Origin of the sequence: Cyanobium sp. ATX 6F1 (assembly GCF_024346315.1) — a bacterium.
Taxonomy (GTDB): Bacteria; Cyanobacteriota; Cyanobacteriia; order PCC-6307; family Cyanobiaceae; genus ATX-6F1.
This window is the reverse complement of the sequence record NZ_JAGQCS010000009.1, coordinates 1-23,973: the sequence shown is the minus strand read 5'-3', so window position 1 is coordinate 23,973 and position 23,973 is coordinate 1. Positions and strand designations below refer to the sequence as shown.

General features: G+C 62.6%; 16 protein-coding genes and 1 pseudogene. 6 read left to right on the top strand and 11 right to left on the bottom strand.

The annotated features are described in order from the left end of the window. Window positions 1–5 precede the first annotated feature (5 nt). Window positions 6–476 carry a peptide-methionine (R)-S-oxide reductase MsrB gene (msrB, locus tag KBZ13_RS12845; protein WP_255009725.1) on the top strand — a complete coding sequence of 157 codons (471 nt, stop codon included), beginning with the start codon at window positions 6–8 and terminating at the stop codon, window positions 474–476. A 28-nt stretch (window positions 477–504) separates the two neighbouring features. Here msrB and KBZ13_RS12840 read toward each other — a convergent pair whose 3' ends face one another. Then, window positions 505–1,818 (bottom strand): PRC-barrel domain-containing protein, encoded by a 1,314-nt coding sequence (locus KBZ13_RS12840; RefSeq protein WP_255009723.1) that lies wholly within the window; start codon window positions 1,816–1,818, stop codon window positions 505–507. A 28-nt stretch (window positions 1,819–1,846) separates the two neighbouring features. Then, a complete protein-coding gene (smc, locus tag KBZ13_RS12835) occupies window positions 1,847–5,470 on the bottom strand; it encodes a chromosome segregation protein SMC (protein ID WP_255009722.1) in 3,624 nt (1,207 codons plus the stop codon). 101 nt (window positions 5,471–5,571) lie between these two features. Here smc and KBZ13_RS12830 point away from each other — a divergent pair, with 101 nt between their 5' ends. After that, window positions 5,572–5,988, top strand: coding sequence for a glycine zipper domain-containing protein (locus tag KBZ13_RS12830; RefSeq protein WP_255009720.1), 417 nt, complete (start codon window positions 5,572–5,574; stop codon window positions 5,986–5,988). Continuing rightward, window positions 5,985–6,344: a phage holin family protein gene (locus KBZ13_RS12825; RefSeq protein ID WP_255009718.1), complete on the top strand. Its 360-nt coding sequence runs from the start codon at window positions 5,985–5,987 to the stop codon at window positions 6,342–6,344. Before KBZ13_RS12830 ends, KBZ13_RS12825 begins: the two co-directional genes overlap by 4 nt. Here the strand turns inward: KBZ13_RS12825 and KBZ13_RS12820 are convergent. From KBZ13_RS12820 to KBZ13_RS12800, 4 genes are all read right to left on the bottom strand, one after another. Then, window positions 6,341–6,706 carry a type II toxin-antitoxin system VapC family toxin gene (locus tag KBZ13_RS12820; protein ID WP_255009717.1) on the bottom strand — a complete coding sequence of 122 codons (366 nt, stop codon included), beginning with the start codon at window positions 6,704–6,706 and terminating at the stop codon, window positions 6,341–6,343. The two genes, KBZ13_RS12825 and KBZ13_RS12820, sit on opposite strands and share 4 nt — an antisense overlap. Window positions 6,707–6,713: 7 nt before the next feature. After that, window positions 6,714–6,911 (bottom strand): type II toxin-antitoxin system VapB family antitoxin, encoded by a 198-nt coding sequence (locus KBZ13_RS12815; protein ID WP_255009715.1) that lies wholly within the window; start codon window positions 6,909–6,911, stop codon window positions 6,714–6,716. A 133-nt stretch (window positions 6,912–7,044) separates the two neighbouring features. Further along, window positions 7,045–8,220, bottom strand: a complete 1,176-nt coding sequence (locus tag KBZ13_RS12810; protein ID WP_255009714.1) for a class I SAM-dependent RNA methyltransferase — start codon at window positions 8,218–8,220, stop codon at window positions 7,045–7,047. A 794-nt stretch (window positions 8,221–9,014) separates the two neighbouring features. Beyond that, on the bottom strand, window positions 9,015–9,878 hold the full coding sequence (locus tag KBZ13_RS12800) for a hypothetical protein (RefSeq protein ID WP_255009712.1): 864 nt from the start codon (window positions 9,876–9,878) through the stop codon (window positions 9,015–9,017). A gap of 623 nt (window positions 9,879–10,501) precedes the next feature. Between KBZ13_RS12800 and KBZ13_RS12795 the strand changes: the two are divergent. Both KBZ13_RS12795 and KBZ13_RS12790 read left to right on the top strand, forming a co-directional pair. Continuing rightward, window positions 10,502–10,603, top strand: a pseudogene (locus KBZ13_RS12795) (excalibur calcium-binding domain-containing protein); the annotation flags it as partial. 84 nt (window positions 10,604–10,687) lie between these two features. Further along, window positions 10,688–11,248, top strand: coding sequence for a hypothetical protein (locus KBZ13_RS12790; RefSeq protein WP_255009710.1), 561 nt, complete (start codon window positions 10,688–10,690; stop codon window positions 11,246–11,248). Between the two features lie 376 nt (window positions 11,249–11,624). Here KBZ13_RS12790 and terL read toward each other — a convergent pair whose 3' ends face one another. The 4 genes from terL to KBZ13_RS12770 all read right to left on the bottom strand — a co-directional run bounded on the left by terL (window position 11,625) and on the right by KBZ13_RS12770 (window position 18,126). Beyond that, window positions 11,625–13,151 carry a phage terminase large subunit gene (terL, locus tag KBZ13_RS12785; RefSeq protein ID WP_255009708.1) on the bottom strand — a complete coding sequence of 509 codons (1,527 nt, stop codon included), beginning with the start codon at window positions 13,149–13,151 and terminating at the stop codon, window positions 11,625–11,627. A gap of 25 nt (window positions 13,152–13,176) precedes the next feature. Then, window positions 13,177–13,641 carry a hypothetical protein gene (locus KBZ13_RS12780; RefSeq protein ID WP_255009706.1) on the bottom strand — a complete coding sequence of 155 codons (465 nt, stop codon included), beginning with the start codon at window positions 13,639–13,641 and terminating at the stop codon, window positions 13,177–13,179. A gap of 93 nt (window positions 13,642–13,734) precedes the next feature. After that, entirely contained in the window at window positions 13,735–16,233 is a 2,499-nt protein-coding gene (locus tag KBZ13_RS15750; protein WP_255009703.1) for a virulence-associated E family protein, read from the bottom strand. Between the two features lie 861 nt (window positions 16,234–17,094). Next, entirely contained in the window at window positions 17,095–18,126 is a 1,032-nt protein-coding gene (locus KBZ13_RS12770) for a site-specific integrase (RefSeq protein WP_255009701.1), read from the bottom strand. Between KBZ13_RS12770 and KBZ13_RS12765 the strand changes: the two genes are divergently transcribed. Next, a complete protein-coding gene (locus KBZ13_RS12765) occupies window positions 18,125–18,328 on the top strand; it encodes a hypothetical protein (RefSeq protein WP_255009700.1) in 204 nt (67 codons plus the stop codon). The two genes, KBZ13_RS12770 and KBZ13_RS12765, sit on opposite strands and share 2 nt — an antisense overlap. 370 nt (window positions 18,329–18,698) lie before the next feature. Here the strand turns inward: KBZ13_RS12765 and KBZ13_RS12760 are convergent, their stop codons facing one another. Continuing rightward, a complete protein-coding gene (locus KBZ13_RS12760; protein ID WP_255009698.1) occupies window positions 18,699–23,606 on the bottom strand; it encodes an autotransporter outer membrane beta-barrel domain-containing protein in 4,908 nt (1,635 codons plus the stop codon). Window positions 23,607–23,973 lie beyond the last annotated feature (367 nt).

Below are 23,973 nucleotides of genomic sequence, written 5' to 3'. Positions count from 1 at the left end.
CCCCGATGTCGGTTTCCGGCCCTGACCCGCTCAACACTGCCCCCTCCGGCTGTGCCCTGCCCTCGGGCTTGGCGCGCGATGAGCGCTCCGAGGAGGCCTGGCGCGAGCGGCTGACGCCGGAACAGTTCCAGGTGGCCCGCCGGGGCGGCACCGAACGGGCCTTCAGCGGCCGTTACTGGAACCACAAGGGCGAAGGGATGTACCGCTGCGTCTGTTGCGGGGCGGAGCTGTTCGCTTCGGCGACCAAGTTCGAGTCGGGCACCGGCTGGCCCAGCTTCTGGGACGGGGCGGCCCCCGGCGCCATCACCCGCATCGTGGACCGCAGCCACGGCATGAGTCGCACGGAGATCCGCTGCGCCCGCTGCGAGGCCCATCTGGGGCACGTGTTCCCCGATGGACCCCGGCCCACGGGTGAGCGCTACTGCGTCAATTCAGCCTCGCTGACGTTCGAGGATCGGCCGGCGGCAGGCGGCTGAGGGCGGCATGGGCCTGCCCCTCGCTCGCTCACCAGGGGTCGTCGATCGGGGCGCTCCGGCCTTCGCCGCGGGGGGGGGCGGCGAGCACATCCTCGTCATCGAAGGGCTCAGGCTCGACGTCCAGGGGTTCCTGCAGGGGCGAGCGACGGCTGGGGGGACGCGGTTGGATCGGCAGCTCCCGCGGGGCGGCTTCGGCTAACAAGGGATCCAGACGCTCATCAAGGCTGCGACTAGGTTCCGGGCGGCTGCCCTGGGAACGATTGGAGGCTGTTCGGTTTGAATTGGACCAACTGTCATCTGAGCCGCTGGAATCGGTGCGATTGAAGCGCGTGCGAGAGGGTTCGTCGTAGCGCTCGCTGGGAGCCAGCCGTTCGCGGTCGTAGCGGTCATCACGACCTGCTTCGTTGTCGTTGCCAAAGCGTTCGCTTCGGAAGCGCTCGTCGCGGTAGGGCTCCTGGTCGCGGCCAGTGGCGCGGGGGCGGCCATCACGGTCGCGCTCATCACGGTTGCTGGCGCTGTAGTTGCTGTCGCCGTAGCGCTCCTCGTCGTCGAGGTAGCGGCGCTGGCGCAGGGGTTCCTGCTGGCGCCCCTCCAGCTCCACGTATTCGAGCTCCTCCTCGGGCTCGAAGGCGCGGGTGGTGGCGGGCTGGATGCGGCGCTGGGCCTGTTCGCTGGCCTGACCAGCCGCCAGCTGATTCTCCACCGGCACCATGTTCAGCCGGTAGCGGTCGCGCTCCTCCTGCTCCCAGCCCGGGCCGCCGATGCCCAGCTTCTCCAGCAGGCCGGTGCCCAGTTGCTTGAGCTTCTCCTCGGCGCCCTCGTAAACAATGATCCGATCGGGGCCGCTGCTGACGATTTCCTCCACCTGCAGCTCCCAGGTGCTCAGCACGCCTTCGCCCAGCAGCGGTAAGCCGAGGGCTCCGAGCACCAGGGTGGCGAGATCGCCTGTTTCGATGTCGAAGCTGAAACCCAGCACCCGCCCCAGCTGCTCCCCGGATTCGGTGATCACCTGGCAATTGATCACCTTGCTGTAGCGCTCCGGGTTGAAACCTTCGGTGAGCGAATCAGCGGAATCCACCAGAATCACATCGCCCACCTGGCGGATGCGATCCAGGGGCATCCAGCGGGGCAGGCCGGGCAGGAAGCGGGTGAGGGGGTTGTCGCGCAGCCCCAGGGCCACCACCTCGCGGCGGTCGATGTCGACGACCACCTCGCCCACCACGCCCAGACGCCGCCCGGTGTCGCGGGTGATCACCTGGGTGCCCATCAGCTCGGAGCGCAGCCAGAGGCGGTCGCTGGGGGCGGCGCCTGCGGTGTCGGCGGAGGGGGGAAGGCTTGCCATCCGATTCATTGTGGCCCACCAGTGCTGGTCACGCCGCCGGGGGTAACCCGACCACCTGGGTGTGGGCGCCTCGGGCCTGGGTGACACCGATCGTGCGGGTGGCGGCGGCGATCATCGGCCGCCGGTGGCTCACCACCATGAACTGGGCCTGGTCCGCCTGTTGGGCGATCAACGCCGCCAGTCGCTCCACGTTCACCCCATCGAGAAAACTGTCCACCTCATCGAGGGCATAGAAGGGTGAGGGGCGGAAGCGCTGCAGGGCGAACAGGAAGCTGAGGGCTGTCAGCGATTTTTCTCCCCCCGACATCGAGGCCAACCGCCGCACCGCTTTGCCCTTGGGATGGGCCACCAGGGTGAGTCCTCCATCCAATGGCGCCTCGGGGTTCTCCAGTTGCAGGTGGCCTTCGCCCTCGGAGAGGCCGGCGAAGATCTCGCGGAAATGGCGGTCCACCGCCGTGAACGCCTCCATGAAGGCCTCCTGGCGCAGGGTGCCCACGGTTTCGATCCGCAGCAGCAGCTCTTCGCGCTCCTTGCAGAGCACCTCCAGCCGCGCCTCCAGCTCCGCCAGCCGCTGCTCCAGCTGCTCCAGTTCCTCCAGGGCCAGCATGTTCACCGGCTCCAGCGCCTCCATGCGCACCTGCAGCTGGCGCAGCTCCTGTTGCAGGGCCTCGAGCCCGGCTGCGCGCAACTCCTCGCTCAGCTCCGGCAGGGGATCGGGCAGGTCCCGCTCCAGTTGCTCCAGCCGCAGGGCCCCGGAGCGCTCCTGTTCGGCCAGGGCCAGCAGTTCTTCGCCCAGGCGCTGCAGTTCCCACTGGCGCTGCTGCAGGGCCTGGCGCTGGGCCGCCACCTGGGCCTCGGCCCCGTCCCGGGCCCGGCGGCGCTCCCCGAAGCGTTGCTGCAGCTCCTGCTGCTGGGCCTCCAGAGCCGTGCGGCGCTCCTGCTCCTGCTTGAGCTGCTCCCGCCAGCGGCCGTGCTCCTGGGCCAGGGCCTGCACCTCCTGGCTGAGCCGCTGTTCATCGGCCACGAGGCTTTCGAGCTGGTTGCCCAGCCGCTCGAGCGCCAGACCGCGCTCCCGGCGGGCCGCCAGCCTTTCGTCGCGGGCCGCTCGGGCTAGGGCCAGGGCGCTGTCGGCGGCGCTGAGCTCCTGCTCCAGCCCCTGCCAGCGGCCGCTGTCGCCGGAACCCTGGGCGGCCGCCTCGGCCGCTTCCAGGGCCGCCAGGCGCTCCAGCAGCGGCGCCAGCTCCGCTTCCAGCGCGGCCAGTCGCTGGCTGTGCTCCGCCTGGGCCGCACCGGCCTGCTGCCGGCGGTCGCTGAGGTTCTGCTGCCGTTGGAGCAGCGGTCCATGGGCCCTGCGGGCCGCCTGGCGCTCGGCCTCCAGGGCGGCCTGGCGCTGCTGTTTGCGCTGCAACTCGGGGCGCAGGGTCTCGAGTCGCTGGCCCAGCTGGCTCTCCTGGCGGCGGCTGGCCACCAGCGTTTCACCGACCTCCAGCAGGCGCCGACGCAGGGGTTCGGCCTCATCGTGGTCGCTGGCGCTGCCGAAGCTGAGCCGGTCGGCGCGCAGCTGCAGGCTGCCGCCGGTCATGGCGCCGCTCTTTTCGAGCAGCTCGCCTTCGAGGGTCACGGCCCGGCAGCGGCCCAGCTCAGCGCGGGCGCTGGCCAGGTCGCTGAACACCAGGGTGTCACCGAAGACGTAGCGGAACACTTCGGCGTAGACCGGCTCGTAGCGCACCAGCTCCACGGCCCGGCCCACCAGGCCGCCGGTGTTCCCCGAGGCGCCTGAGGGGCCGCGGCCGCGCTCGAAGGCGGCCCCACCAGCACTGCCACTGCCGCCGCCTGTGCCGCGGATCTTGTTCAGGGGCAGAAAGGTGAGCCGGCCCGCCTTGCGGCTCTTGAGCAGCTGGATCGCCCTGGCGGCGATGCGGTCGTCATCCACCACCACCTGGCCGAGCCGGGCGCCGGCGGCCACTTCCAGGGCCAGCCGGTGGCGCTCATCCACCTCCGCCAGCTGGGCCACGGGTCCGTGCAGCCCCTCCAGCCCCGACTCCAGCAGCAGCCGCAGGGCGCCGGTCCCGCGGCTCTCCTGCAGGGCCTCGCGGCGGCTCTCCAGCCGGGCGATCTCCCGCTCCAGCTGGGTCTGCTCCTGCTCCAGCCGGGCGCGGGTGCGCTGCTGCAGGGCCAGGGCCTCGGCGAGCTCCTGGGCTTGGCTCTGGTCAGTTTTGAGCGCCTCCAGCAGTTGCTGCCACTCCGTTTCGAGCTCCGCCAGACCCTGCTGCACGCTGTCGCTGCTGCCGGCCTCCTGCTGCAGTTCGCTCTCCAGTTCCCCCAGGCGCTCCTGCTCCTGGCGCAGCCGCTCGACCAGCTGCTGCTGCTCGGCCTGGAGGGGGCCGCTGCGGGCCTGGAGCTCCTGGCGCTCGCGGCTGCGCTGCTGCTGCTCCTGCAGCCAGGTGCCCGAGCGCCCCGCCACTTCCCCGAGACGGCGGCGGGAGAGTTCCACGGCCGCCTCGCCGGCGCGGCAGGCCTCCTCCGCCTGCTCAAGGGCACTCAGGTCGTCGCTTTCGCTGAGGCTGCGCTGTTGGTTGCGCAGCTCCACCTGCTGCTCGGCCAGCTGGCGACGCTGGCGCTGGAAGCCCTCGGCGCTCTGCTGGTGCTTCTCCCCCTGGCGGGCCAGCTCGCGGCCGCTGGCCTCCAGGCCCGCCAGCTCCGCCTGCACCGCCAGCAGGGCGTCTTCGCCGAGGGCCTTCACCTCCGCTTGCAGCGCCTCCAGCTTCGCGGAGGCCCCCTGCAGCTCCAGCTCGGCCACCGCCAGGGCCTCGCGCTCGCTCCCTTGCTGCTGAGTCAGGGCGCTCTGGCGGCTTTGCAGCTCCTGCAGCTGGCTGCGGGCCGCCTCCACCACCAGCACCTGTTCCTGCAGGCGGCCCAGGTGCTGGCGCTGGCGCAGGTCTTGATACAGGCGTGCCTTGGCGCAGTCGCGCTCCAGCTTCTGGCGGTTGGCGAGCAGCTCCTGTTCAACGATGCGGCAGCGTTCCTCGCGCTCCTGCACCTCCTCGAGTTTGGCGCGGCTCTGCTCGATGCGGCTGTCGAACAGGGCCACGCCAGCGAGCTCATCGATCAGGCCGCGGCGGTCCCGGGCGCCCATCGAAACGATGCGGGTCACGTCCCCCTGCATCACCACGTTGCTGCCCTCCGGGTCCACCCGCAGGCGCCGCAGTTGGGTCTGCAGTTGCTGCAGGTTGCAGGGGACGCCATCGGCGGCGTAGCTGCTGCTGTAGGTGCCTCCGGGGGCCACCCGTAGCCGCCGGGTCACCGTCCATTCCGTCTGCCCGGGTTGGATCCAGGGACCTTCGCCGCTGCGCTCCAGCCCCGCTTCGGCCTCGTCGGGCTGCCAGTCGCTCAGATCGAAGCGCACGCTCACCACCGTCTCGGCGGCCTTGCCCTCGCGCAGCATGGCGCTGTTGATCAGGTCGGGGAGCCGCTCGGCGCGCATGCCGCGGCTGTTGGCCAGGCCCAGGCAGAACAGGACCCCATCAAGGATGTTGCTCTTGCCCGAGCCGTTGGGGCCCGTGACCACCGTGAATCCCTCGTCCAACGGGATCGTCAGGGATCCGCCGAAGGACTTGAAGTGGGTAAGCCCGACCTGATTGATGTGAACCAACAGGCCCGTGCGCCGAGCGAGGCAAATGTAGCGGCTGTCCTCACAATCTCAAGGGTGCTGCCTACGTTGAGAGCACATGGCGCCAAAGCGCTCCCCATCCCATGACCTCCGATTCCCCATCGGGCAGCCACGACCGCTTCCGCGAGCGCTTCGAAACCCTGCTGCCCACGATTCAGAAGGAATGGCCCCAGGTGGCCCGCGACACCCTTGAGGCCACCCGGGGCAGCTTCGATGAGGTGGTCTCGGTGATCACCGAAAAGACCGGCCGCACCGCCCACGGGGTGCAGGAGCAGCTGCTGGAGCTGCTGCACAGGGCCGGCGATCAGACCCGTCAGCTGGCCGACAGCCTCGAGCCCCTGGAGCGGCAGCTGGAGAACCTGCTCGATGAGCTCAACACCAGCCTGCGGCCCAAGATCGAGAAGCCCGTGCGGGAGAAGCCCCTGCTGGCCCTGGGCATCGCCGCCGGCGTCGGCCTGCTCACCGGTCTGCTGCTGGCCTCGGGCCGCCGCTCCCGATGAGCACCACCAACCGGGTCACGGCGATCGTCGCCTCGGTGATGGATCTGCACGTGCGCATCGCCCTGCAGGAAGTCGACCGGGAGAAGCGGCGATTGATCGCGGGCGCTCTGCTGCTCAGCGGCGGTCTGGTGCTGGTGCTGCTGTCGCTGATCGCCGCCGAAACCGCCCTGTTGCTCTGGTTCCACAGCGCCAAGGGCCTGGATTGGACCACGGCGGCCCTGGTGGTGGGGGCGATCAATCTGGTGGCTGCGGGCCTGTTCCTGCGCATCGGCGGCCAGCTCACCAAAGGGCCCTACCTGCCCGATACGATCGCCGGCCTCAGCAAGACCACCCGGGCTGTGCTGGGGCGGGATTAAGGGGCCTGGAAACGGATCCCCAGCGCTTCGGCCACCGCGGCCAGACGCCGGTCCTGGGTCCAGAGGCTGGCCCGGCTCAGCATGGTTGAGCTGATCAGGTGGGCCTCGATGTAGCCGATGCCCCGCCCCATCAGCTGGTGCGTATCGATCACCTGCATCACTTCCAGGTCACTGGCCACGGCCGCGGCCGGGAGGGCTTGCAGCAGGCGCAGGATCGAGGCCCGATGGCGCAGGTTTCCGCAGGCCAGCTCGCCAAGCACGAAGGGGTGGATCAGCACCTGTTGATCGCTGAGCGCCACGGAGAGCGGCCCATGGGCGCCGCGCAGGTGATCCACCCAGAGCGAGGTGTCCGCAAGGATCACGGCAGGGTCACGGCCGGGCCGGGCGGCGCCTCGGGATCGGCTTCAGCTCGGGCTCCGTGCCGCCGAGCAAGGCCAGACGCCGGGCACTCTCCCGCTCGATCAGGGCCTGGAGGGCCTGCTTGAGCAGCTGGGTGCGTTCGGGAATTCCCGAGAGTTCACTGGCCTGGGCCAGCAACTGATCGTCCAGGGTGACGGTGGTGCGCATGGTCTGCTTGGACTGGTGGCGCCGAGGTGTTGACTGGCATCAGATTAGGCATCAATTGATGCGCTGATCGAGTTGGATCAGCGACCCTCCAGCAAGCGCAGCACCGCCTGGGTGCGGTTGTCGAGCGCGGCGCTCAGCGGATCTCGTAGTGCAGCCAGCGGCAATCGAGGCCGCCGTTGCTCACGGGAATCTTGCGGCGCGCCTTCATGCGCAGGGCGCCCGTGAGGGTGGGGTTGCCGCTCAGCAGCCACAAATTCCAGCCGGAGCAGCGTTCCTTGAGCACCTGGCCCAGGTCGGCGTAGAGGGCTTCAAGATCCTCATCGGCGCCAAGGCGCTCGCCGTAGGGCGGGTTGCAGACCAGCACGCCGGGTCGCTCCGGTGGCACGAAATCGCGGGCATCCCCCTGGCTCAGCTGCAGCCAGGGGGCCACCCCGGCGGCCTGGGCGTTGGTGCGGGCCTGCTCCAGCACGGCGGGGTCCCGCTCCCAGCCCACGATCGGCGCCAGCGCCGAGCCATCTGAGAGGGTGTCGCGGCGCAGGGCGATTGCGGCGGCCAGTTCATCGCGCCAGCTGACGGGATCGAATTCCGGCCAGCGCTCGAAGGCAAATGTGCGGGCCCGCGGAACTCCGCCCGCCTGCTCCAGCAGCCCGGGCGCGCGCCCCAGCGCCCAGCAGGCCGCCTCGATCAGCAAGGTGCCGGAGCCGCAGAGGGGGTCGGCCAGGGGCACCGTGCCATCCCAGCCGCTGAGGGCGATCAGACCGGCGGCCAGGTTCTCCTTGAGCGGCGCCAGGCCCAGGGCGGCGCGGTAGCCGCGGCGGTGCAGGCTGGAGCTGGAGCCCTCCACGCTCAGGGCGGCCCGGCCGCCGCCCAGGTGCAGATGCAGGGCGAGGTCGGGGTTGTCCAGGTCGATGCTGGAGCGCTCGCCCCAGCGCTGGCGTTGCAGGTCCACCAGGGCATTTTTCACTTGCAGAGCGCTGTAGTGGCTGTGGCTCAGGCCCGGCGCCGAGCCGCTCACCTCCACACGGAAGCTGGCCGAGGGGGGCAGCCACAGGTCCCAGTCGGCGGCGGCCTGCACGCCCGCGTAGAGCTCCCGGGGGCTGGTGCAGGGGAAGGAGGCCAGCTGGCGCAGCAGCCGAAAGGGCAGGCGGGCGCGCAGGTGCAGGCGCATGAAGCCCGCGGCATCGCTGCGAAAGCTGGCGGCCCGCCGCAAGGGCCGCACGTCCGCTCCCCCCAGGGCAACGAGTTCGGCGGCCCCCTCGGCCTCCAGCCCCTGGGGCAGCACCGCCACAGCCTCGAACGGTTCGGTCATGCCCACCCGTGTTGCCCCACCCTGGATCCCTGTTCAGCTGCCACAATGACAAGGTCCGTCCTTGGGCGGACTAGGTGGCTCACACCAATGCTTCGGACAGCGGTTCGATTCCGCTCAGCTCCATTTCTCCCGCTCCCGTGGCGGGACCTTCCCGGGGCTGCAATGGTTTCGACGGGGTATCAGGAGGGTGACTGAAGCCTGCTCGGTAAGAGCACACACGTAACAGCGAACAACATCGTTGCTTTCTCCCGTCAGACCGCCCCTGTGGCCGCCTGACTCCTTAGGGAGATGGGGTAGATCAGCCTTATCACCCAAATGATCCGTGGGGGCTGGAAGGCCCCTTTTTAGTAGTTATACCAAGACTTCTCAGGGTTTCAGCTTTCGTCCGCAAGGCAAGCGCGGAAAAAGCGCGGAAGAATATGAGTCTGGGTAGCCACCAGTAGTGCCTTGGACGCTGTGAGCACTAGGGGGTAGCTGTGCCCACCAAGTGTTCCCACTGGTGGCCGAGGGCTCAGGTAAGTGGCCAGGGCGGTGCTGCTGCGGCTTTCGCTTGGGCAGGGTCACTTGCGAAGTTGGTCCGCCCCGAACGGCGGCGGCGATGGGGTGGCTTGCGAATCGCTGCGCTGAAAAACCAATGGGTCGCTGGTGCCCGCTGACAATGGCCCCGGACAAGATCCGGGCAGAGTTGATCGAACGCTCACCTGAAAGTGACCCCTGGCCGCGACCTGCCGGAGCGGATCACGCACCAAGGCAGACGGCGCCTGTTCGGGGTGCGCTGAAAGGGCGAAGCTGGACTACTCGGACATCATGACCTCTGCGGTTACTGATTGAGTGGCACTGTCTACAACACAGGAAGCGACGCTTACATTCATGCCGCCAAATCCATTGCGTGCGCGGAACTTCCATGTCCACGTGGCCTTCCCTCCACCAGAGGCGAGGCCATCGCCCCCGTTCGCCCATTCACCGGTGGGCTCATAGGAGGCTGGGTCGCGTAATTTCTGCTTCAGGTTCGCTTCACAGTCCGCCCGGGCGCTGCCATCGTTGAGAATGTCGCTAGGTCGCGATAGAAAGACGATCGCACTGAACAGCACGAAAGATGCAGCGATACCCGCTCCTGCCATTGCTGTGGCCTTGCCAATCGCTTTGATGAAGCCTCCCTTGGCTCCGCCCTTCACCCAGTCAGACAAAAGAAGTCCCATGATGGGAGGGAATACAATTCCAATAAGGCCCGCGATCACTTTTGTTGAAGCTCCTTCTGGAAAGAATCCTGCAGCAAAGAATCCGACTGGTAAGGCGAGAAGGAAGCCGGTTAACTTGATGGCGCAGGGTGCTGTTTTGCCGAAGGGTGCTGTAGATGCAGCAAGTGCTCCGCTCTCCCTCCTAGCCCTCTGGCGTGCAATCCTTTCATCTGCTGTTTCATTCCTCCTGACAGCTAGCTCCTGGGGAAGGTTTGTCAACCTGGCAGCCTCTTTTCTGACCAAAGCCAATGGAATCCGGTCGATCACCCGTCCATCAGCGGCAGCCAATACGAACGACTGGCCGGTTGGTCGAGATCGCTCCGAATCAACGTCACCCTCAGCCTTCATCTTACCCTTCCTGAGGGAATAGCTGACAGCCGCCTTGAATAGATTATCCTCAGCCAGTTCAGCCTCTGTCATGCCTCTAGCCATCTGACATCTCGCCTGAACAATAAGGGAATCTGCGAAGTTTTGACGACATCCAGCCGACCTTCCAGCTCTTCCGCGCCATGCGGAAGCGGGGATAACTTCAGCCTGTCACAGCAGGACGGAGCCTTCCGATCAGGTGGAGGCGGTAGTCGGGAACGCTCAAGGCCAGCAGCAGCAGGCTCTCCAGGGTGGGGGCAGGCATCAAAGGGGCAGCGGTGCCCGCTCACTGTTCCCACACCCGTTCAAGCGCAGTAAAACCAGAGAGGATGGGCTAATTCGACGCGAACTAATGCGCCTCTCTCTCATAGCGCCTGCTGCCCTGGCCTGCCTTGCCTTTGTTCCGCTGTCAGCTGGTGCCAAGGTGCTTGCCGAGGGCAAGCCCAGTCCAGGCGGCTTCTACTGGCAGAAGGTTGAGATGAGTAACAAGAGCTGAATGGGCGGCTGAGACTGCTCGGCTGGGAGTGTGGTCAGTTCCCGGTTGCATCACAAGACCATGGGACTGGCGGCACAGCGGGAGTCAGGGGAACTTCTCCAGCGGCAGATAAACTGGTCGAGCCCGAGGGGGTGCACTACAACCGAGCCCCGCACAGTCGGGAGGTCGTTACCGCTGCAAGGAAATCGGCAGCTTCGCCAAGGCCCAGGAGTTGCTGAAGCAGGGGCACAGCTACCTCGATAAGAACGGCGATGGGGTGGCTTGCGAATCGCTGCGCAGATAAATGCACGTCTCGGCTCGGGTCACGGAGATCAGCCAAAACGAGAAGCACAGCCGCTTAGTGAAGACCAAGTCATTGGCTCGACAAATGAATGAAGATCTCTTAAAGTTCGGAGCCTACTCTTTATGTGACTATATGGAAGGGACAAGCGAAGGCGATGCATCACTTTTTAGGGCTGCAGTAGCAATAGCAAATCGTGACCGGAAGATCAAGGATGATATGACGCCATCGGCGGAAAGATCTCGTAGATCGGAGAAGACATATGTATTGGCCGCCGAGGATGGCCGGATCATTGGACGATTGCCCATAGATCAAGTTCTTGAAGAAGTCTTCAATCATGCAACTTCTGTTAAGAGAAGAGAGAAAGGAATAAGACAAGACGAAAGCCTGGAATCTTTTGCATCAAGGGCAGAAAATTCTCCTTTAGTGCCGCTGCCTCCTGCCGTGTTGGAGTTGCGCGGTCTTGGCAAGCACTTTTCTTTAACAGCAGCCTTCGGCTTTCTCGCTGGGACCATTATGCTTTTTAATGGGATTTCCATGAAGACTGAGAGCTCAATTCATCAGATATATCAGATCCTCAATATAGGAGGTGGCGTCATTGCCATCTGTTTGGGAGGAATTTGTTCGCACACAAAGCGCCAGTCGTAGCAGTAGCCACAGAGGTTTTTGGCTTCTTGAGTATGTTGTCCATGGTTGCGCTGTTATGCACTCAGAGGATTGGCTCCTAACTAATTGCGAGGGTTGCAGGGATTTCTTGTAGGCTGTCGTATCGCCCAGTCGGTTGGTGTTAGCCCGTTGGCGATGGCCGCCAGGTCACCCATGCCAGCTGAGCACCTGTCCGCTTGAACACCTGTTGGCCAGACAGGTGCTCAGCGGAGGCTGTGCCAGTCGGGCTTTATCTGGCCCGGGATTCTCAACAAGCAACATGCCAATCCGACCGGTCGGCGTGTGATGCGCTGTCCATTGACGGGGTTCGGCTGTGTCCAATCGACTCGAAGCCTGGCGGGTGTGCCGACTGGCACTATTACGAATGAAAAACGCCACGAAACCCCACCGCTCCCTTGCGGGCGGCCTGCTTCGCCGTCTCTAGTTGACTCCTGCGCTTCCAATCCTCATCCGGCAGAGGCGAGAACGGCTCACGCGTGGGGGTGCCATTGCCACGGCCATAAATGGCGGTGCTCACCCGCATGGGTCCGGTGCCTGCGATGTAGTTGAGCGCCTGGGTCATGGCGTCCACCTGATCGTCATGTGCGCCGCTGGGGAAGCTCAGCAGCTCATCCACGAAACCCTGTAACCATGGCGCCGACCGTGGGAACCACACCTGGCCCTGTTCGAGCTGCACAGCCGCAGCGTTCGCCCGTGCCACCTTCCCGCCCAACGGCCTGACCGCCCTCACAGAAAAGCCCTGCGCCTGGCGAATTAGCGTGTCGATCACCGCAGGCCCGTTGGCCGCGTCTTCGATCAGCAGTTCGCCCCAATGCCACCGCTGGTGGCTGGCGGTGATGGCCGAAAGAGTTCCGGTGAAGCCCAGTCGGCGGGTGTCGTTATCCAGCAGCCAGATGCCGGTGCTGTGCTGACCCCAGACCTGCAAGGAGACAAAATCAGAGCCATCGGTGCCCTTGAACGTGCAGTCGATCGAAGCCACTAGGCGGACAAAGTTTCTTGGCACCTCTGGCGGTTCGTAGAACTTGAACCACTCCCGAACGAACACCGACCCGGCAGCAATGCTGGGCCGTTGTTGATAGAGCGCCTCCCACCATCGGGCCGACATTCCTGCCCGGATCTTGGCCAATGCATCGGAGTCGAACCTTTCAGGACACAGCGGCTCACCAGGCTCCCGAAAGTCCGGTTCCTGCGACCAGGCAGTGGGCTCGTTCTGCTGTTCAGCAATGGCAGGCAGGTTCACAACATGCCAACCCTCCGGTGCCTCCGCTTCCTTCGCCAATAGGTGCCCAGCAAGGTCGGAGATGTGCCATCGGGTTTGTACAACCACTAGGGCCGCTCCAGGCTCTGCACGGGTTGCGAACGTTGATTCCCACCAGCTCACCATCCTTTCCCGGTAGGTGGGGCTGTCGGCCTGCTGCGCGTCTTTGGTCGGGTCGTCAACGATCCCCAGCGAGAATCCCCTGCCGGTCGTCGCACCACCGACACCCGTCGCCCAGCACCCGCCACCAGCACCCGTCACCCATTGGCCCACAGACTTGCTCGAACGGTCCAGGGTTCCCCCATCAGCGGTGTAGAACCCTCGCGCCTCGCGGCTGAAGCCCTCGGCAAGGTCGGCGCCATAGCTGCTCATCCCAACCCACAGGCCAGGGTGACGGCGAAGGTAGTAAGCAGACAGCAACCGCGAGGACAAGAGGCTTTTCCCAGACCGTGGTGGCAGCAGAATCAGCACCCGGCGGTGCCCACCATCAGCAACCCGCTGGAGCACGTCGGCCAACAGCTCGACATGGCGGTAGAAGGCGACTTGAGGGGCCACGCGGGAAACGAACTCCTTGAACGTGCCCGCGGGCCTTTCAGCCAGTTGCGCCTCAAGCTCCGCCAGGTCCATCCGGGCCAGGGCCTGTCGGATCGGATCACTCCGCATTGTCTGGCGCGGCGATTATGCCAGCAGCAGCAAGACGCAGCAGTAGATCCTGGCGCTGGTCGGCCCTGAGCCCTGCGGATTCGATCGCACTTACCACCTGCCCCATGGCGCGGTTCACTTCACGGGTGACGGCGCTGTTATCGCTCCAGCCAGTGCGCCATGCGTTGCTGTGGCTCAGTAGCCACCGGGCGTCGGCGGTGTCCTGACTAGCCAACAGCTTTGCCACAAGGGCCTTCTCACCCGCCTGGCGGCCTTCATGGAGCGCAGCAAGTAGGTCGGCTTCAAGCTCGGTACAGACCCCCTCACGGGCGTTCTTAAGCCAAGCCTTGAGGCCGCCATAGGAAATGCTCACGGCTGCTGCGATGGATTCCAGGCGAAGGCCGAGGGCGGCCAGCTCGCGCACCTTGGCTACCATCTCGGGGTCGAGCTTACGGTGGGGCAGGCGGTTGGACATGCCCTCATCTTTCCTGCGTGGCCCCGGAAGCACCAGAGAATTGCACATCGGGGCTGATGTCAGTTGGGCCTCGCCGCCCGGGTGGATCAAGCCTTAACGGGTCAATGCTGTCGGGTCGTCGGCGCGCTCCTCATCCCGCAGGGCTTCGATTGCCGCCGTCACCGCCAGGCGCCCATATCCCGCGCCCAGGTGCCCCAGCACTTGGCGGGTAACGCTGGGGTGGGTCGCGGCCAGCTTCAACGCCCGCAGCGCCTCGGCCACGGCCTCCCGCGTAGTCAGCAGCCCGCCGGGGGGTGGGCCGTCCTCTGGCGCAACCGTCGGAGGCCCCCCCGGGGTGGTGCGGCATCCCAGATCGGCTGTTTCACAGCCGGTTTGGGGCGTTGGCGCAACCGGCGCAGCCTTTTCCCCCTCCTTGTTACTAGGAAGGGTATGCACCCCCTCTAGGGGTGACCCCTTATGTCTTTCTTCCTCGAAGTAATCCAAAAAAGGTTGCGTAGGTTGCGTCAAGGGGGGCAGGTCGCTTGCGCTGCTATGGGTTTCGGCTGGTGCAACCTCCTCGAAAAAGTTGCGCCAAGGTTGCGCCGGTTGCGCCAAGGACGGCCCTCCCGGCTGGCTGTGACGGTCCATGTCACCCCCGCCCGGCAGCCAGACCCGCGCCTTCGGTTTGCCGGGCCGGTGGACTTCGTGCTTCCTTCGCACGAAACCCGCTCGCTTGAGCGCGTCGGAGGCTCGCATTTCATCGGCCCTGGTGATCGACTCAAGCAGCCGCAGGTTCGCGCCAACGATTGCCTCTCGGGTGTCGAATCCACCGGGCGTCCGTGAGGTCTGAGCCCAACTCGCCAGGGCCGGCTCCCATTCGTCAACCGCCTCCCAATTGCTGTTGCGGACGTTGCTGGCAGCCTGCTCCGCTGGCGTCAGCCGCCACGGTGCCCCGTCCCGGTATGCCTCCACCGCCGCCTTCCAGATCGCGTCCCTGTCGCGTTTCGCGCCGGGGCCATCAATGAAGGCCCCGCTGTCCTTGCGATGCGGGCAGTCGATCACCAAGAACCGCCGATTGCCTTCCTTGTCGGTTAGGAATCCGTCGCCATTGACGGCTGCCACCATCACGAACTGCCGGGGGAAGGTTTCTTCCCGCCGGGCATAGGGCGGGCGGAACGTGTCGCAGTTGGTTGAAACTGTGGAGCGCACCGATGCCGCCTGTTTGGCGGTCGTCATTTTGTCCAGCTCGTCGAAGTCGTAGAACCAGGCGCGGTGCATCGACATCGCCTGATCCTTGCCGTTGTCGGTGTCGCGGCTGGTGACATAGAACGCTCCGGCCAGGGCTTGCCAGAACTCGGTCTTGCCGATGCCTTGTGCCCCCCGCAGCACAACTACCCCCACCGATGGGCAGCCGGGCTCATAGATGCGAGCAACTGCTTCGATCAGCTTGCAGCGGATCATTGCGGCGCTCAGCGAATCATCAACGCTCAGGTAACGGGCGGCGATGGCATCCAGGTCGATCGTGGGCAGCGTTGGATCGGCAGCCACCCGCTCCAGGTACTCCCGCACCGGATGAAAGCTATGGGCGCGGGCCACTTGGCGGGTGCCGTCGAAGCAATCAACCTTGTTGACCTTCCAGGTCGCCTGCTGAGCGCAGACGTACAACAGTTCCTCGGTGTCGGCCCGCAGGTCGCGGCCATCGAACTCGATGCGGGAACTCAGCAGGTTCATGCGCAGACGATCGCCAACGCCAGCCCCTAGGGCATTGGCCCACGAGCCTGCGTTGGCGCTCCACTCCGGCACCGCCCCGGCGCAGGTAACAAGCTGCGCCTCTGGTGGGGCATCAGCCGGTAGCGGCTTCGGCGGCGGGGCTTGCTTGTGCTGCTCGACGGTGACAATCCGCCTGGCGGAGTCCACAGGGAACCCGATGCCCTTTGCTGCGCCAGCCACCAACTGGCGCACCGCATCGCGGTTAAACCCCGCCAGCACGGCCAGCCGCGCCAGGTGACGCATGGCCAGCGGCTGCCAATCCACCCGTAGGTTGCGGTCCCATTGCTGTGACAGCAGGCGGATCAGCTCACGGGCCTTGAACCGCTCGATGGATTCGAACGCCCCATAGGTCGCGGCCTTGAAGAACTCACAAGCGCCCCCCTTCGGCCCGGCCAGGTCAACGGGGAAGAACGCCAATCGCAGCCTGCTGCGATTCAGTCCTGCAGCGATCAACTGGGACCAGACTGCCGGGTTATCGCGGGCGTCGGCGTCATAGATCAACAGCTCCACCGATGGCGCCAGGAGTTTGTGGGCCGTGACCCCAGCGATGCCCTGCACCGCCTGACAGGTGGCCAGGTGCAGTCGCAGGGCATCCTTCCAGCCTTCGGTGGCGATCTTCGGGTCACCGCTGCCGAAGGTGACGGCGCTCTGCGGCTTCCCGACCCGGTTGAGGTACTTGAGGCGTTCGCCGTTGGGTGCGACAGGTGGATCGTCGCAACGCAGTTGCCCGAAGTCACCACCGAAGGGCAGCAGGAGGCCCCCGGTCACGTGGCCCTGGTAGCGGTAGCCCAGGGCCGCGGCCTCAGTTGGGGTGACGCTGCGGGCGCCGTAGTCGATGGCCACCTGCACGGCGTCATCGCTGCCCAGTTCATCCAGCAGTTGTTGGCGATGGGCGGGAGATAGCGCAGCGGCAGGGCTGACCCCGGTGGGGCAGGTGGGGGCGACCGTGGCACCGTAAAAATGGGCGGAGGTTTCTGGTTTTAATTCCCCCGGTTGCTCTGGCGAGAGCAGTTGGGCGATTTTCATTCGCCATCCCCCGCGACGATGACAGCGGGCAGCCGATCGCCTGGGCAGACTTCAGCCAGGGCCTGCATCCCCGGGTTGTGGATCGGCTGGCGGCACAAGGACAAAGTGACGAGGGACATGGCTCAAGACCTCGAACCTGAGAAGGTTTCGACCGCTGCCGGGTCGATCCGCCGGAAGCTGGTGAAGGCCGACTCAGTGGCTTCCGGGTGCCACTGGAGCGGAGCTGCCGTGGTCAGGCCCCCACGGCGATAGTGCATCCCCTCACTGAATGGTGCGAACGATTGGCGACGAAGCCGAAGGAGGGTTTTTGGATGAATCCCTAGACGGACGGCCATCTCAGGGGTTGGGATCCACTGGGCGGATACGGAGGAAGTCATGGAAGTTACCGGGTGCCTCACTCCCAGCTTTCCAACTTTCAATTCCCCCCTTTTTCAGGCCGTCCAGCCTCAGGCCCGCTTGCTCTGCCAGAGCTGCGCATCGCTTGGGGTGGTCAGATGCACCTGCTTGGCTGGGTGGAGCGCCTCCTGATCGTTGAGGCTCCTAGCTGTGCAGTGCCATCAGGTCGTTCGGGCTGATAAAGGGCGTGAGATCGACAGAGTCAGGGATGGCTGACCACAGATTCAGGGGGCTGATCCTGAATCAACATCCATCGCGGTTCCCCGGGGCTTGTCCATGCCCTCAGGCAGGGAAGGCCGCTTCAAACGCCGCAGCAGTGGTTGCCTCTGATGCCCACCTGTAGCTGCTGGCATGGACCGCCAGGCTGTGGCCCATGGCGGAGGCGATCGCTCCCACTTCCACCCCTCGCTGGTGGCACCGCAGGCTGTAACTGTCCCGGAAGGTGTAAGGCCGCAACCATTCCCCCCTGGCGGTGTAGATCGCCTTCAGTTCCTTCCATTCCGGTTGGATTCGAAGGAACTGCTCCACGTAGTGGCCATTCAGCACCCTGAATCCACCATCACGCCCCTCTGGGATTTCCAGCAAGCCCGCCACCATCGCCCCGGTGATGTTCCAATCCTGACGCTCTCCAGAGGCCATGTGCAGCGGCGCAGGCAGCAGCCAGCGGGGCGCCGTGAGCTGGCCGCCGCAGTTCTTCCGGTAGCTGCACCACATCCTCAACACCCCTTGGTCGTCAGGTTTTGGGACCAGATGCTGCAACTCGATGGGCCGCAGCCCGAACAGGGCCAGGGCACGGAGCACGTTCGCCCAACCAGGATTCCGGCGATCCACTCCCTCAATGAGGTAGAGCATTTCCGAATCAGAAAGGGTGGCCTTGGTCCGCTTCTCTGATGTCTTCCCTCGAAGGTTCTTCACGATCGGCGCCGTGATGGTCCAACAGGCCGCCGCGTGATGCCTGGCCATAGCGTGATCGGTCAGGTTGCGGATGGCGATGCAGCAGGCCGCACGGCTGGCCGCTTTGCCCTTCCACCGCTCAAGAGTGCGCTGGAGGAGCCCATGCCCATCGTGAGGTGGGTTCGGGCCATCCAAGATCCGCAGGGCTTCCTCCATGTACTGCTGGTAGTTGGACTTCCACGTCGCCGGGAGGATTTCATTCCGCCCATTCATCAGTTCCGCCCGCAGGCCATCCACGGCGGAGCTCCAGTTGGTGCCCGTCTTCATGGTGTCGCTGCCATCCACGACCGTTTGCAGGGCACCCTTCACCGTCTGCTGGCCGGTTGCCACGATCTGGTAGATCCTGCCGATCAGTTGCATGGCCGCAGCCTGGCTGGCTGGTGACCATTCCAGAGGCAGCGATGCCGACTCGACCTTGCCGTTGGCTGATCGCACCCTGAGCTGGATTCGGCCACGGTTGTTCGAAACGGTCCATCCGGCCCTGCCGGTGCGGATGGCGGAACGGAATCCGGCCTCCCATACGTTGGCTGCTTTGGTGGTCGCCATTGGTCATTTCCTCTGAGGCCAGTTTTCCGCAAGCGCGGAAAAAACGCGGAAATTTCCGCACCTTCAGCTTACTTCGTGCTCCCGGCTGTTCCTTGCAATTCCTTGCCGTCACAGAGAAGCGTAGTTGTCGCAATGGCCCGTAGGGGTCTATCACCCAAATGATCCGTGGGGGCTGGAAGGCCCCTTTAAAGTATTCAGAAACATTGGGGTTTTTGCGAGCCGCTTTGCACCCGTGCGTATGTCCCGTGACGATAGGTTGACAACATTAGGCATCAGCGAAATCCCGCGACAACGCTTCAGTTAGCTCATCTAGGTCAGGCTTTAATCATCTGAGTCCCTAGGCTTCCTCCGCTTGCAGGCGTGGCCGATATCGCTCAGTTAACGAGTTAGAAGCGAACACGCAAGCCACCGCCGTATCCATACTGGGAAGCGTTGGTGAATGTCTCGTAAGAGGCATTAACGTAGAGAGATGTTGAATCGTTAAATTGCAAGTCAACACCAGCGGTTATATTTAAGCCATTGGTCCCCAGGTTCTGGCCCTCTGTCTTACATGATTCGCAGGCGCTGGAGGCTTCAGAGAACGTCGACATCATTGACTTGTTAGAGCTATTGTTCGCAAGTGCGTCCACCTGATAGGCCACCAATAGTGAGGGCCGAATGCTCATTGTTTTTGATGTGTTCAGAGGGATTGGGCTGGTGCTGAACTCAACGCCTGCAGTCGTTACAAGGCTATTAGATGTATTGCCATTTACGGAGAGTGCGAGAGCATTGCCTGATTCGGAGAATCCTGATTGTGCATAACTGCCCCAGGCAAGTCCTAGAAGCGGCTTGATTACTGCCTGGGTGGGCGAGGACGGTTTGGTGAGTGGGAATGCGTAGTCAGTTTCGATGGCAGCAGTAAACCCATTGCCGTTTGTGTTGGAGGTGAGGGAGGAGTCATTGCCGATAAAAGCGATGGATCTGCTTGCATCGATATTAAAGCTGCTGTAGCCCAGCAGTCCGCGCACATGCCATTGCTCTGAAGGCCTGTACTGGGAAAAAAGGTTGAGGCTATTCACGCCTGCGTTGATTGAGGCGGATGATGTTGAGAAATTGTTGGCATATGAGGTACCGTAGCCGTAACTCACACCCACACTCCATTGGTTGGAGGGGTAGTACTCCAGGCCAATACCACTTGAAAATACCCCAGCATTGTAAGAGGCCAAGTCGGCGTTGCCGCGAACGGAACTGCTGTTGTTCTGGGCCAAGGCAAAGGCACAGAGTGGATTCTTCGCCTTCTTGCCGTTGATGATCCAGCCGTTGTTCAGGCATTGCCCAGCCTGGGCAAGCACCGTTTCGCGCTGCTGCTTAAGGGTTTCAAGTCCCACAGATTGGAAGGCCGCATAGGGCTGGGCGGAAAGCGAGTTCACGGCCGACACCAGTTGGTTGCTGGATGGCAGCAACACCAAGTTGTTGAGGGCTTCCACAAAGCCAGAGCTCATTCCCGCTGCTTTGGCCTGGCCTGAGGTGAAGCCAGTGGCACCGATGGCATTACCACTGTTGTTCTTGTTGTTGGTGGCGACGTCCGTAAGGGCGTTAAAGGCTCTGTCCAGAGATCCTGCCAGGCAGAGGGCATTATTGCTGCCGTTGCCCAGTGCCTGCATCGCGGCAGTGGTGGCTCCGGTAGTGCTATTGGGTTTCCACTGCACTGCGAAGGTTTGAGGATTATTTAGGGGGTTCTGACGCAGGGTTGTGCCGAACCGCAGCAAAGCACTGCTCACAGACGACTGATCCAGATTCAGGCTTGAGGATGAGGCGAAGTTGGTACTGTTGGACGCGTCAACGACAGTGTAGACAAAGCCCGGAAAAGGTGAACCACCCCCGAAGGGGATCAGCGCAGCTGTGCCGGTGAAGTCGGTCACATTGCCAGTTACATTGATGCGGTCGTTCTGCGGCCCCCGGATTTCTGCTGCAATCGTGCCGCCGTTCAGGGTGAGATTCGCAGCGGTTAGGGTGCCGATCGAATTGCCAGGAGCAATTATTGCACCAGGATTCAACGCCGTGCTAGGCAGAAGACCGTTGCCTCCGACTAATCCGCCAGACTGAACTGTCAGTGAAGCGGACGGTGCAATCGAGCCGTTGATGAAGACTCTGGCACCAGTGCGTATGGTGGTAAGCCCTGTGTAGGTGCTGTCGCCGCTGAGCGTCATTGATCCATTGAAGGTCTGACCAGTATTCTCTAATGTCAAATCTCCTTCTCCGCTGAAAACCCCAGTGAAGTTTGAGTTGCCAGAATAGCCAGCAAGATCGATGCGGTTCGTGCCGGCGCCTGATACCTTTTCTAGTAGCCAGTTATCATTAGACGAGTTGGTGTTAATTATCAGCCTGCCTCCACAGAAGGTGGTGGCATAGGGATTTGCATCGTTGGCGGGATTGCCAGGGTCTATGCAATCACCTGTTGGAATGGGTGTATCTCCGTTGTAATGCAGAAAGACCCCGGGGCGGCTCCCTGATGTTCGGTAGACGATGGTTCGGTTTTCGCTAAGGCCAAAGATGCGACTGAAAGCCCCACTCACCGAGCTGTCACTGCCTGCGGTTATCAATGGGATCCAATAGGAGGCTGTAGTGCCAGTAACTGAGCCGATCGAGAGAGTGCTGTTTTGAGGGGAAATCGTGAGAATGCCGGCAGCACTTATCAAGTCGCTGCTGGCAGGATTTACGGAGAGATTGTGAAGAATGGCACCGCCGCCATAGCCAATGTTTAGATCACCTGTGAAGGCCAGTCGGCCGATCGGTGAATCCATATCGCCAGGAACCAACATACCTTGAATGGAGCTCTTTCCCGTGCCCGGCAGGGTACCTGAACCTTCGATCACCGTAGATAGGGCAGAGCCGATGCCGGCATAATTGGAAATGTTGCTGTTGTTTTTAAGAGAAAGAGTACCGCCGGCGATGGAGATCCGGCCGGTGCTCTCAGTGCCTTTGCTGAGCCCATCCAGGGAGAGCAGCCCACTTCCAGCTTTCCGCCAGCCCTGGGCAGAGGTTAAGCCGCCGGTGAGGGTGAGGCTGGAGTCTTCCGTCACGTTGAGGCTCAGGCGCGAGCTGCCGGTCAGAGTCAGCGGCGCCGAAATAGTCTGAGTAGTGCCGCTCTCGTTGCTGATGGCGAACCCATTGCGGCCGGTGAGTGTGATGGGGGCTCCATCGATTGTGTAAGATCCAGTCCCAACCCCATATTCAATTCCCTGGGCCTTGAAGTTGGTGATGTTATTGGTAGCCGTTCCACCAGTAATGGCATAAGGAGCCTGGAAACTGATCAGGCTAAAGGGAGTGCCTGGGTTAGGAAGTTGAGAGGATGTCCAGTTTGTGTTTAGGCTGAATGGGCCTGAGGCTGCGTTCCAGCACACCACGTCATCAACCGCGCTGCAGGGGTCTGGCGGTGGAGTGCTGCCCCACTCCTGCAAGGTGATCGTCACGGGATTGCCGGCTTGAAGGGTTCCGTCCCACTTGGATGGAACCTGTAAGGTCGGAAGCGACGAACTACCAGGAAAGCCGGTGTACGGATTCTCATCTACGGAGAATCCGTAGGCAGCGGCAAAAGATTTGTAAGGATCTTGGTTAGTGTCAAATGCTGTAGCAACATCCTGCGTGTGCCAGAACGCCGAATAGATGTTGTAAGCAGGATTCCCGTTTTCATCGGTATTGGTGTACCAATTAGCAGGGTTCGCCCAAACGGTATTGATCAAAGTGTCGCCAGTAGGCAGCGTGGAGGCCAGCGAACCCCAGTTGATTGCTTGATTGAGCTGGGTTTTGATTTGCCCGACCCATTTTGAAACGGGACAGTCCATTGTGGAGTTGCAATATACCTGGTTGTCTAGAGTCTGGTTGGAATCCAGCGGCCACTTGTTTGCAAGCCAGACAGCAGCCGGTGAGTTGGCCTGCGAACGATCGTTGATATTGGAAAAAAGTACGACAGCGTTGTTTTCATTTTTGGGTGCTGTGGTCTGTAGATTGCCCCCTGGCGAGTACAGCGTAAGGGTTACGCTGTTGTTGCTGCCGCTGTTGGGCGTGATGGCCATGATCATCACATCAGACGTAGTGCCACCTGAGAGATTGGTGAAGTAATTATTGCTGCTAACCAGGAACATCCCAGGCTGCAACTTGGCAGCATCACTGGCAGACACCTCCATCGTTGCTGCGTTTTGGGTGTTCGGGATGATAATATTGTGGTTTTTTTGTTTGGTTTTCCAGAGAAGTTGAGCCGAAATATCGCTTGGTGTTGGGATATAGGCTGTTGTTGTTGTGCTCGGGCCGGTTGGAACGCCTGTGAATTGAAGGCCCGTGAATCTAGCGGATCCGTTGTAGTAAATTTTTGAAGGGTCTAGTGTTGTGGTGGCGGCGTAGTTGTTCGCGACTGCTAAGTTGCCAAAGATGCTTGCTGCAGGGATATTATTGATGGTAGAGCCCGTCACGGTTGCTGCTGGTAAATCCGATTTGTACGGTGGGGAATATAGTTTAAAGCTGCTCTTCGCTTGAACGCGTCTCAGAAAATCTCCCCATATGTTATCAAAAGAGGATGTATTTATGTCCGCTGCCACTGCATTGGAAATGAGGTTGATGGCTCCCGGGATCACAGCCTGACCGGGATTTAGGATGAACTGGTAAGCCTGAGGATTGCTGGTCGGAGCGGTGCCAGGTGGGAGGCTGAATGGGCTTCTGACGTTATTAGAGAAAGCTGAGGTTAAGAACTGATTGCTAATGACTAGGTCTCCGTAGCCCAGCTCCTTTGCAAAGGTGGTGTATTTGCTGTAAATTGCGCTCCGCGTTAGGGTCGGTTTAATTCCAATCGAGTTCAGCCCTGGCGCTGCAACGGTTGAGGGAAAGCTAAAATTATTTACCCAGCTAATGTCAAGTGTGTAAGGGTTGGTTGCTGTTGCAAATTCATACAACTGACTGTAGCCTGGGCCAATTAAAACGGTGCCAGGTGATTGGCCGGTTTTGATGCCGGTCGGGTCTGCCAAAATGATCTGCAAGGTTCCGCCTTTTCCCCCCGTTGGCAATGGGAAGGAAGTAGAGCCAGTGAAGGGTAGGGAATTCCAATTGATATTGCCGCCTTGATTGAATCCGTAGAACCATCCCAGGTTGCCACTAGTAGAGGATGTGAGGCCAGATTTATTATCAACGGTGATTGTTGTTTGCGCATAGGCATTCAGTTGCGAGCCGCAGGCCAAAAGACAGACTGAGCCCAGGGCGCCAATGGCTGCTGCCCTTGACCCTTTCAATAGGGGCTTGAGTGCGTTTTTGATTGGGCTGCTCATTTTTCTAAGCAATTTTTGCAGGGCGCGTAAATATGGACGCCGTTGCGAGGGTGTTTATGTCCGTCGAGTCAAGCTGAGGAATACCTCAAGTCAACCCCTTTGCTCCTTTGGCTTGAGGCGTGCTCGATTCATGGTCGTGCGGTTGCTTTTGTGGGCTTTGTTGGTATGGGACCCAGGGTGGGCTCCCATTGGCTACCAGGCCATTTCAGGCGCTCGCCTTCTCAGACGCGTGCGCAGGTCGCGCTAGGAGCCTGTTGCGCGTAGATCAGCGGCCGAGCTCTCCACAGACGCCCATAAATCTGCCCAGATCCCAGTGACAGCAATGGGTCTGGCCACCAGAATGGGGCATGCAGAAGCCCAAGTCCTT

Bases quoted from the DNA above. Each gene is read 5' to 3' on its own strand.
- terL (WP_255009708.1), bottom strand. From the start codon at position 13,151: ATGGACCTGGCGGAGCTTGAGGCGCAACTGGCTGAAAGGCCCGCGGGC.
- KBZ13_RS12780 (WP_255009706.1), bottom strand. From the start codon at position 13,641: ATGTCCAACCGCCTGCCCCACCGTAAGCTCGACCCCGAGATGGTAGCC.
- KBZ13_RS12800 (WP_255009712.1), bottom strand. From the start codon at position 9,878: ATGACAGAGGCTGAACTGGCTGAGGATAATCTATTCAAGGCGGCTGTC.
- KBZ13_RS12825 (WP_255009718.1), top strand. From the start codon at position 5,985: ATGAGCACCACCAACCGGGTCACGGCGATCGTCGCCTCGGTGATGGAT.
- KBZ13_RS12810 (WP_255009714.1), bottom strand. From the start codon at position 8,220: ATGACCGAACCGTTCGAGGCTGTGGCGGTGCTGCCCCAGGGGCTGGAG.
- KBZ13_RS12815 (WP_255009715.1), bottom strand. From the start codon at position 6,911: ATGCGCACCACCGTCACCCTGGACGATCAGTTGCTGGCCCAGGCCAGT.
- KBZ13_RS12830 (WP_255009720.1), top strand. From the start codon at position 5,572: ATGACCTCCGATTCCCCATCGGGCAGCCACGACCGCTTCCGCGAGCGC.
- KBZ13_RS12770 (WP_255009701.1), bottom strand. From the start codon at position 18,126: ATGCAACTGATCGGCAGGATCTACCAGATCGTGGCAACCGGCCAGCAG.
- msrB (WP_255009725.1), top strand. From the start codon at position 6: ATGTCGGTTTCCGGCCCTGACCCGCTCAACACTGCCCCCTCCGGCTGT.
- KBZ13_RS12765 (WP_255009700.1), top strand. From the start codon at position 18,125: ATGGCCGCAGCCTGGCTGGCTGGTGACCATTCCAGAGGCAGCGATGCC.
- KBZ13_RS12840 (WP_255009723.1), bottom strand. From the start codon at position 1,818: ATGGCAAGCCTTCCCCCCTCCGCCGACACCGCAGGCGCCGCCCCCAGC.
- KBZ13_RS12790 (WP_255009710.1), top strand. From the start codon at position 10,688: ATGAATGAAGATCTCTTAAAGTTCGGAGCCTACTCTTTATGTGACTAT.
- KBZ13_RS12760 (WP_255009698.1), bottom strand. From the start codon at position 23,606: ATGAGCAGCCCAATCAAAAACGCACTCAAGCCCCTATTGAAAGGGTCA.